Annotated in this window: 8 protein-coding genes and 1 riboswitch; all 8 genes read right to left on the bottom strand. The window is 48.7% G+C overall.

Annotated features, from left to right (window positions below):
• Window positions 1–107: 107 nt before the first annotated feature.
• The 8 genes from purF to purE all read right to left on the bottom strand — a co-directional run bounded on the left by purF (window position 108) and on the right by purE (window position 9,006).
• A complete protein-coding gene (gene purF, locus ASG85_RS07370; RefSeq protein WP_082562043.1) occupies window positions 108–1,640 on the bottom strand; it encodes an amidophosphoribosyltransferase in 1,533 nt (510 codons plus the stop codon).
• Window positions 1,625–3,868, bottom strand: a complete 2,244-nt coding sequence (gene purL / locus ASG85_RS07375) for a phosphoribosylformylglycinamidine synthase subunit PurL (protein WP_060645815.1) — start codon at window positions 3,866–3,868, stop codon at window positions 1,625–1,627. Before purL ends, purF begins: the two co-directional genes overlap by 16 nt.
• The gene (gene purQ, locus ASG85_RS07380) at window positions 3,846–4,541 is read right to left on the bottom strand and encodes a phosphoribosylformylglycinamidine synthase subunit PurQ (protein ID WP_057301928.1); all 696 of its coding nucleotides are present in this window, start codon (window positions 4,539–4,541) and stop codon (window positions 3,846–3,848) included. The genes purL and purQ overlap by 23 nt, the downstream gene beginning before the upstream one ends.
• Before the next feature lie 26 nt (window positions 4,542–4,567).
• Window positions 4,568–4,810 carry a phosphoribosylformylglycinamidine synthase subunit PurS gene (purS, locus tag ASG85_RS07385; protein WP_200961662.1) on the bottom strand — a complete coding sequence of 81 codons (243 nt, stop codon included), beginning with the start codon at window positions 4,808–4,810 and terminating at the stop codon, window positions 4,568–4,570.
• A 284-nt stretch (window positions 4,811–5,094) separates the two neighbouring features.
• Window positions 5,095–5,952: a phosphoribosylaminoimidazolesuccinocarboxamide synthase gene (locus ASG85_RS07390; RefSeq protein WP_057301973.1), complete on the bottom strand. Its 858-nt coding sequence runs from the start codon at window positions 5,950–5,952 to the stop codon at window positions 5,095–5,097.
• A 68-nt stretch (window positions 5,953–6,020) separates the two neighbouring features.
• The gene (purB, locus tag ASG85_RS07395) at window positions 6,021–7,316 is read right to left on the bottom strand and encodes an adenylosuccinate lyase (protein WP_047676348.1); all 1,296 of its coding nucleotides are present in this window, start codon (window positions 7,314–7,316) and stop codon (window positions 6,021–6,023) included.
• A gap of 26 nt (window positions 7,317–7,342) precedes the next feature.
• Window positions 7,343–8,524 carry a 5-(carboxyamino)imidazole ribonucleotide synthase gene (gene purK, locus ASG85_RS07400; RefSeq protein WP_060645816.1) on the bottom strand — a complete coding sequence of 394 codons (1,182 nt, stop codon included), beginning with the start codon at window positions 8,522–8,524 and terminating at the stop codon, window positions 7,343–7,345.
• On the bottom strand, window positions 8,521–9,006 hold the full coding sequence (gene purE / locus ASG85_RS07405) for a 5-(carboxyamino)imidazole ribonucleotide mutase (RefSeq protein WP_029198283.1): 486 nt from the start codon (window positions 9,004–9,006) through the stop codon (window positions 8,521–8,523). The genes purK and purE overlap by 4 nt, the downstream gene beginning before the upstream one ends.
• A gap of 261 nt (window positions 9,007–9,267) precedes the next feature.
• Window positions 9,268–9,369, bottom strand: a riboswitch (purine riboswitch).
• Between the last annotated feature and the right edge of the window lie 567 nt (window positions 9,370–9,936).

Here is a 9,936-nt window from a genome sequence, read left to right on the forward strand (position 1 = left end):
TCGCTTCCACTCCTTAGTTTGTCTATGTATCGGGAGGTCGTTCGCCTAAGCGAGACCCACCCGTTGTGTCTATTCCATTTTTCCGCATTTATCTATCTATTAACCAATTAATCGCAAGCACAACCAACCTTCGTAACATCTACAATTTCCGTTGGATAGGTGTTATCGAAGCATGCCGTACAGTAGCCGCTCTCCGCCCCTGCGGAACCTTGGCCGATCGAATCTAACAATCCTTCTTTAGTCAGAAAATGCAAGGAATCCGCGTTGATCGCTTTACGAATCTCTTCGATAGAATTCATCGCCGCGATTAGCTCTTTCCGATCCGGAGTATCAATTCCGTAGTAGCATGGGTTCATAAAAGGCGGCGAAGAGATACGCACATGCACTTCTGTTGCCCCAGCTTCTCTAAGTAAATTGACGATTCGAAGTGACGTTGTCCCTCGCACGATGGAGTCATCAATCATGACAACACGCTTGCCTTCGACGACTTTGCGAACGGCGCTCAGCTTCATTTTAACACCTTGCTCACGAAGCTCTTGGCTTGGAATGATGAACGTCCGGCCTGTGTAGCGGTTCTTGATCAGACCCAACTCATAAGGGATACCCGTTTGTTCAGCAAAACCAATCGCAGCGGAAATACTCGAATCCGGTACACCCGTTACCACATCCGCATCGACGAAAGCCTCCATCGCCAGTTTTTTACCCATCCGCTTACGTGCGGAGTGAATGTTCACCGTATCGATGTCGCTGTCCGGACGAGCAAAGTAGATATATTCCATCGCACAAATCGCGCGTCGGCCGCTTTCCGTGAACCGCTCCGAGCGGAAGCCGTCACGGTCAATCACAATGATTTCCCCCGGCTGTACATCACGGAAATAAGTTGCTCCCACCGCATCGAATGCACAGGACTCGGAGGCGAATAAGTACGCATCTCCCAGACGGCCGATCATGAAGGGACGAAGTCCATTCGGATCTAGCGCAGCAATCATTTTATCTTTGGTAGTGATCAGGAAGGCAAAGCCGCCGATGACTTGATTCATGGCATCTTTGACGGCTTCCACGATATCGTCATGCTCCGAACGGGCAATCAAATGCGCCATAACCTCGGTGTCACTCGTCGTTTGGAAGATCGAACCCTTCTTCTCAAGCTCGCGCTTGATAATGTTGGCATTATCGAGGTTACCATTCGTCGCAATCGCAAGATCGCCCTCGCGGTATTTGAAAACTAGGGGCTGCGCGTTCGCCAGCTTGCTCTCGCCTGCTGTGGAATAACGCACATGCGCAATCGCTGTGGAACCTGTCAGAGGCGACAAATTCTCGTTAGTGAACACCTCTTTGGCAAGTCCCATCCCGCGATAGTAGTTAAACTTTTCATCTTCTACTGTACAGATACCAGCGCTTTCCTGTCCGCGGTGCTGCAGGGCATGCAGCCCGTAATAGCACAGAGAGGAAGCGTCCGGATGACCATACACCCCGAAAACACCGCACTCCTCATTCAGCTTATCAAACAATCCGCCTTGGCCGCCTACACCTTCGTTGAAATACTCTCCTGTCCAAAGCTCATGCTGCCCATCGCCCACTTGGACAATAGGAGCAGCAGGAAGCTTAAGGGCCTTGGATTGTTTTACGCCATTAGACATGGAATCGCATCCTTCCAGACTTTCGCCAGCTCGCTTACCGGAGACTGGAGACGCTGTTCGTTATTGATTTTAACGGTCAGTTCTGTTCCTGTTACTGTTCCAATTTCTTGATAAGGTACGCCTTGTGAAGCAATCCAGTGTTTCAAAGCGTCCGCTTTATCAGGGGAAGCACTCAGCAAAATACGGGATTGTGATTCACTGAATAGCGTGAAGTCAGGACGAAGGTCAGAAGCTACATTAACAGCTGCGCCTACTTTGCCACCGATACAGCTTTCAGCCAAAGCAACGGCCAAGCCGCCTTCGGATAAGTCATGCGCAGAAGCAACAAGACCTTCTTGAATTGCTTTTAGTACTGCATTTTGCAGTCGTTTCTCTGTAGCCAAGTCCAGTTCAGGAGGACGGCCTTCGGTTACACCGTGAATGACATATTGGAATTCACTGCCGCCAAGCTCCGCTTTCGTCTCGCCGAGCAGGATGATGATGTCGCCTTCTTTTTTGAAGCTTTGTGTCGTGATGTGGTCGATGTCATGAACAAGACCAACCATCCCGATAACCGGAGTTGGGTAGATCGCACCTTTGGCGTTCTCGTTGTAAAGCGAGACGTTACCGCCGATAACCGGTGTATCCAAGAAGCGGCAAGCTTCTGCCATACCGTCTGTGGATTTCTCCAGCTGCCAGAAAATCTCTGGCTTGTCTGGGCTACCGAAGTTCAAGTTATCCGTAACCGCGAGCGGCTCAGCACCGGAGCAAACCACGTTACGTGCTGCTTCTGATACAGCGATCCGTCCGCCTACTTCCGGATCCAAGTACACATAGCGTCCGTTGCAGTCGGTTGTCATCGCGAGGCCCTTACGGGTACCGCGAATGGTCACAACCGCTGCATCCGAACCCGGACGCACTGCCGTATCTGTACGAACCATGTGATCATACTGGTTGTACACCCACTCTTTGCTCGCTACCGTCGGAGACGCGAGCACCGATTTCAGCGCTTCCGTCAATTTCGTTACCTCAGGGTAACGAGTCGTGTCGATCGATGCGCTAGCTTCGTAATAAGCCGGCACCTTGCTCGGCTTATTGTACACCGGGCACTCGTCGACGAGTGCGCCGACTGGCATGTTCCCCACGACTTCACCGTGGTGGATCAATTTCAGGTAACCGTCATCGGTTACCTTGCCGACTTTGGCGCAGTGGAGACCCCAGCGCTCAAAAATGCCCTTAGCTTGCGCCTCATGCTTCGGCTCAACTACGAAAAGCATACGCTCCTGAGACTCAGAAAGCATCATTTCATACGCTGTCATGCCTTCTTCGCGCTGTGGAACTTCATCAAGGTAAAGCTCCATACCGTTGCCCGCTTTACTAGCCATCTCTGCGCTGGAGCAAGTCAGCCCCGCAGCACCCATATCTTGAATTCCGAGCACGATGCCGGAATTGATTAACTCTAAGCACGCTTCCAGCACGAGCTTCTCCATGAACGGATCGCCCACTTGTACCGCTGGGCGCTTCGCTTCGGACTCCGCCGTAAGCTCCTCGGATGCGAAAGTCGCACCGTGGATACCGTCGCGGCCAGTTGCCGGTCCGACGTAGAATACTGGGTTGCCAACACCTTTGGCAACACCGCGTTGAATCATGTTGTGGTCGATAAGACCCACACACATCGCATTAACGAGCGGGTTCCCCTCGTAGCTCTCGTCAAACATGACTTCGCCGCCGACTGTCGGAATCCCGATGCAGTTCCCGTATCCAGCGATTCCGGATACAACGTGCTCGAACAAGTACTTCACGCGATCGTTTTCCAGCTTACCGAAACGCAAGGAATTCAGAAGCGCTACCGGGCGCGCGCCCATGGAGAAAATATCACGAATAATACCGCCCACACCTGTCGCCGCGCCTTGGTAAGGCTCGATCGCTGAAGGGTGGTTATGACTTTCAATTTTGAAAACAACCGCTTGGTTGTCTCCGATATCTACAATCCCTGCGCCTTCACCAGGTCCCATCAGAACGCGAGGTCCTGTCACTGGGAATTTACGAAGTACAGGTTTGGAATTTTTGTATGAACAGTGCTCGGACCACATAACGCTGAAAACACCGATTTCTACATAGTTCGGATTACGTCCAAGGAAGCCGCAAATTTTGGCAAACTCTTCGTCCGTTACGCCCATTTGCTTGTAAATTTTCTGCTCCGCGATTTGCTCGGCTGTTGGTTCATTAACGGATAGCTGCTGCGTCATGTTTCTCCCTCCAAGCGCTTAGAATTGATGTGAACATTTTCTTACCATCTGCGGAGCCAAGAATCTCATGAACGGCACGCTCCGGATGAGGCATCATACCAACGACATTACCTGCTTTATTGCTGATTCCAGCGATATCATCAAGTGATCCGTTCGGGTTGTTGCCCGCTTCATAACGGAATACGATTTGATTGTTTTCTTGTAATTCTTTGAGCGTAGCATCGTCACAATAGTAGTTGCCTTCGCCGTGAGCGATTGGAATTTCAATCAGCTCACCCTCCGCGTAATCACGCGTGAAAGCCGTCGTGTTGTTCTCCACTTTGAGAATCGTTTGGTGGCAGCGGAATTTCATTCCGTTGTTGCGCAGCAAAGCGCCTGGCAGTAATCTTGCTTCCGTTAACACTTGGAATCCGTTACAAATACCTAGAATGTACTTGCCTTCTTCCGCAGCCTTAACCACAGCTTTCATCACGTTCGTAAATTGTGCAATCGCTCCGCAACGCAGGTAATCCCCATAAGAGAATCCACCCGGCACGAGGATGCAGTCGTATTTGGACAAGTCGCCATCTGTATGCCAAACATACTCAACCGGCTGACCAATGGTGTCTTCGATTGCTTTGTACATATCGATGTCGCAGTTCGATCCCGGAAATACAAGAACCGCAAAATTCATGACGTTTTCCTCCTTCTTCTGGTTTATTACGCCAACTCGTAGCGGTAGTCTTCGATAACCGTGTTTGCAAGCAGCTTCTCGCACATTGCTTTTACACGCGCTTCTGCTTCTGCTTTATCCGTTGTATCCAGTTCTAACTCCAAGTATTTCCCAATGCGGACCTTACCAACTTCGTCAAAACCCATGGAATGAAGCGCTCCTTGCACCGCAGTTCCCTGAACATCCAATACGTTCTGCTTGATCGTTACGTAGACCGTTGCTTTCATTATTATTCTCTCCTTAGCGTTATTCGCCAGAGCAGCTGGCATGGACTTATTCAGGAACCTATTTAGAAGTCCCTAAAGGCTCTTATTTCTCATTTTTCTTACGATATCCGGGGAATAGCAGCTTCTAAAGACTCTTATTTCCCAAAAAAGCAACTATTTTACTGATAATCATGGAAATAAGAGGCTTTAAAGACTCTTATCCGCATTTTTTTGCGTTTTTCTTAGAAATAGGAGCCTCTAGAGACTCTTATTCTCAACTTCGGTGGGAATCGGACATCATTTTTCTGCTAATCCACCAAGCGATGTAAAATTTCTTTATAACGGTTCGAAGTTTCTTCCACTACGGAAGCTGGCAGCTCATCCGGCTCACTATTTTTATCCCAGCCCGATCCGGCTAAATACGTACGAACGGGCTCTTTGTCCATCGAATCAATCTCGATATCCAGGGCGTATTTATCTTGTGACCAGTAACGCGAGGAATCCGGCGTGAAAATTTCATCAATAATAATAAGTTCTCCTGCGTAGAAGCCGAATTCAAACTTCGTATCTGCTAAAATAATACCCTTTTGCTCACAAATCGAATGAGCCAACGTGTAAAGCATGATGCTTCGCTCTTGCAGCGCATAAGTCAGCTCTTCGCCGACTAAATCAATCATTTGTTCCACGGAAATGTCTTCGTCATGACCGACATCATTTTTAGCCGCAGGTGTGAAAATAGGATCTTGCAAGCGTTCGTTCTTACGCAGGCCTTCAGGCAATTTGCGACCGTTAATCTCGCCTGTTTTCTCGTACTGTCTCCAGCCGTTGCCTGTGATGTAACCGCGAACCACGCATTCAATGGAGATGCGCTCCGCTTTTTTCGCTACAATAATACGTTCCTTTAGAAGCTCTCTATCTTCCGCACTCGGAATAATCGCATGGAGCTTTTCTACGTCCGTGTGCACAATGTGATTGCTCATGTAACCGCTCGTCACGCCGAACCAGTATTTACTTAGCGCATTCAGAACGTAGCCCTTATCAGGAATTCCAGGCTTCAACATGTAATCAAAAGCCGAAATTCGATCCGTCACCACGATAAGGAAATGTTCGCCCAGATCATACAGTTCACGTACTTTCCCCTTATGAACCAGGGGAGCGTTAATCATTTCAACAGCTGATTCCAAGATATTGTTAGCCACGAACCACACATCCTTTCCTGTTAAAATGCCCTGCTTTATTTCAAACCTAAACGGTTAAAGATCGTGTCTACGTGTTTCAAATGCCAGCTTGGATCAAAGCAATCTGCGATCTCTTCCGGGCTAAGCACTTCTGTAATCACGGAAGCATTCTCCACGATTTCGCGGAACGAACGCTGTTCTTCCCATGCTTGCATCGCTCTTGGCTGAACCGTATCGTACGCTTGCTCACGAGCAAAGCCTTTGTCGATCAGCTTCGTCATCACGCGGCCAGAGAAAGGAACGTCATAGGTGCTGCGCATGTTGCGTTTCATATTTTCAGGGAACACAGTCAAGTTCTTGATGATGTTGCCTAGGCGGTTCAGCATGTAGTTCAGCAGCTGCGTCGCATCCGGCAGGATAATACGCTCAACGGAGGAATGCGAAATGTCGCGCTCATGCCAAAGCGTCACATTCTCATAAGCGGAAACCATGTGCCCGCGAATCACACGGGACAGACCGGAAATGCTCTCGCAACCAATCGGGTTACGCTTATGCGGCATGGCGGAGGAACCTTTTTGACCTTTCGCAAACGGCTCTTCAACCTCGCGGAACTCACTCTTCTGAAGTGCGCGAATTTCAGTCGCGAATTTATCAAGGGACGTAGCAACCAACGCCAGCGTCGCCATGTATTCAGCGTGACGGTCACGCTGCAAGGTTTGTGTAGAAATCGGAGCTGCTTTTGTGCCCAGCTTGCCGCATACATACTCTTCAACGAACGGATCGATGTTCGCGTAGGTGCCTACTGCACCTGAGATTTTACCGAATTGTACGCCATCAGCAGCAAAACGGAAACGCTCCAGGTTACGCTTCATTTCCTCGTACCAAAGGGCCATTTTCAAACCAAAAGTCGTCGGCTCTGCATGCACACCATGCGTTCTGCCCATCATGGCTGTATCTTTATGTTCGATCGCTTTATTGCGAAGGATTTCGATGAAATTCTGAATGTCTTTGTCCAAAATCTCGTTCGCTTGTCTCAGCAAGTAGCCAAGTGCCGTATCGACAACGTCTGTCGAAGTCAAACCGTAGTGAACCCATTTGCGCTCAGGTCCCAGCGTTTCAGAAACTGCTCTAGTGAAGGCGATCACGTCATGACGCGTCTCTTGCTCGATTTCGTAAATGCGGTCAATGTTGAAGCTTGCGTTCTCGCGCAGTACTTTCACATCTTCCTTAGGAATAACTCCGAGCTCTGACCATGCTTCGCAAGAAAGAATCTCGACTTCAAGCCAAGCTTGGAATTTATTTTCCTCTGTCCAAATGCGTGCCATTTCTGGGCGTGTATAACGTTCAATCATGTTATCCGTTCCTCCAATGAGTTCTTTTACTTACTTTCCCAAATGCTTGTCTGTTCTATCCAAGTCAGTGCTTTCGCGACGTCGCTTGTAAGGAGATTGATGTGTCCCATCTTCCGTTTTTCTTTCGCTTCTTTCTTGCCATATAGATGAACCTTCGCGGAAACGCCTAATTCACTGTGTTCCAGGAAATTGGGTTGGTCGATCAATTCTTGCAGACGTTCGATATGCTCGCCAAGCAAATTGACCATTACGACAGGTGACAGCAGCTCGGTAGAACCAAGCGGCAGGTTGCAAATCGCGCGAACGTGCTGCTCGAACTGTGAAGTTCGGCATGCTTCCATCGTGTAATGACCTGAATTGTGCGGACGTGGCGCAAGCTCATTAACGTAAAGCTGTCCATCCTTGGTCAGGAATAACTCCACTGCGATCAAACCAATCACACCAAGCGATTCTGCGATGCGTACGGCAAGCTCTTCAGCTTCCTTTTGCACCTGAGCAGGGATTCGCGCCGGAACGATCGATTGATGCAGGATGTTATGTACATGTATATTTTCAGCAGCAGGAAAAGCCTTTACCTCGCCGCGTGGACTTCTTGCCGCAATCACGGATAATTCTTTGTCAAAATGAATGAATTGTTCGAGAACCAGCTCTGTTTTGGCGCGGCTGAGCGTTTCGTAGGCTTCCTCTACCTCGTCCAGCGAGCGAAGCACCCATTGTCCTTTGCCGTCGTAGCCGCCAGTTGCTGTTTTGAGCACGCACGGTGTTCCGAAGCGTTCAGCCGCTTCACGCAAATCAGCTGCGCTGGTGATTTCAGCATATGGAGCCACAGGTACGCCAGCTGCTTCAATCGCTCTCTTTTCACGCAGACGATGCTGGGTCGTGTATAAAAGCTCACTTCCTTGTGGAACATAGGACTCATTCATTAAAATGTTGGTCACATGCGCATCAACGTTCTCGAATTCATAGGTGATGACATCCGACAGGGCTGCGAGTTTTCTCGCCGCTTCCACATCATCAAAATCCGCCTGAATTTGCTCATCCGCAACTTGACCGCAAGGCGCGTCATCCGTAGGATCTAGCGTCACGAAGCGATACCCCATGTTGCGTCCAGCTAAGGCCAACATTCTGCCTAGCTGCCCACCGCCCAAGATGCCGATGGTGCCGCCTGGCTTGATAACCTTGTCGCTTAAGTTTGAGGCTTCGCTCATAACAAGTCACTGCTTTCAATCACGGTCTGAGCAATTCGCTCGCGACGCGCTCTGACCTTCGCTTGCAGCTCCGGCTCGAATGCGCCCAGAATTTGCGCCGCCAAGAGGCCTGCATTCGTTGCACCGGCATGACCGATTGCTACCGTCGCAACCGGAATGCCTCCTGGCATTTGCACGATCGAAAGCAAGGAATCAAGTCCGTTCAGCGTGGACGTTTTGACTGGAACACCAATAACCGGAAGCTCCGTTTTGGCTGCTACCATCCCTGGTAGATGCGCCGCTCCTCCTGCTCCGGCAATAATCACTTGAATGCCGCGGCCTGCCGCTGAAGCTGCATATTCGAACATCAGGTCCGGCGTTCTATGCGCAGAGACCACCTTTTTCTCATAAGGCACTCCCAACTCTTCCAGCATGTCGCATGCGTGCTTCATCGTTTCCCAATCCGATTGGCTTCCCATAATGACACCAACACGTACCGTCATCATAAACCTACTCTCATATTGTAATTTTAAAAATCAACTTTGATAACGAAGATTATGCGATGATGTATCTCGACATCGAATCTTGAACGAAACCTGGGAAGTCCTCTCGGTTCTGAAAGCTAACTTTTAAAACTTTCATTATAAATAATTACTATACTATCATGCCCTTAAACCCAAAAAACGCCCAGAGCTAGAATACATGATTCTATCCGCTGGACAGCAAAAGAACCGAATGCAAAAAGACCATCGTCTTCCTATGGTTTCCCTCATTCGCTTCCTCGTAGTCCAAAAATTCATGGTTTTTGGGTAGAAACTTTCAGGCCTTATCCCTGATTTTATACGAGTTGATTCGACATTTTCAATTAGTGCGGCTTCATTTCCCGCTTCCCTAGTTTACTACCAACTAACGTGCGATGTCAATTTCAAAAAACGAACAATTTTCGTCTAAATCTTTTGGATAGTTCGCTTTTTGGTGCGTTTTCTATCTTTTAAACGGTTTGCGACCTCAGATGAGATTCTCATCATCTCCTGAGACCCGATCTGTCTGTTGTACAGCTGTTCATAAGCGACTTGCCCAACCCTAATATTTTTCGACAAGACCTTTATTTAATGCTTAACGCACTAAATACCGGCTTACGCCTTCAATGGGTGAGGCTGTTTAAAGGCTAATTTGTTGTACAACAGCGACCGTCGATTCATTCATCCGTTTTTTTCACTTTTGAACGCGTCTTAATTCGGAGCAATCGTCATCTATACTGGGTTGAGGTTACTGGATGCATGAATCCCTATTTGCGGTTGAACGATGTTGTAAAAAGTGCAACAATTCTATAAAGCCCCCTAATTAAGTTGGACACTTTTAGGCTAAGAAAATACAATGAAATTAGCCGGAGGTTGTTCGTATGAGGGTAAAGCATAGCAAGTTTGACGAAC

It is taken from the genome of Paenibacillus sp. Soil724D2 (assembly GCF_001427935.1).
In the GTDB taxonomy this organism is placed as follows: domain Bacteria; phylum Bacillota; class Bacilli; order Paenibacillales; family NBRC-103111; genus Paenibacillus_E.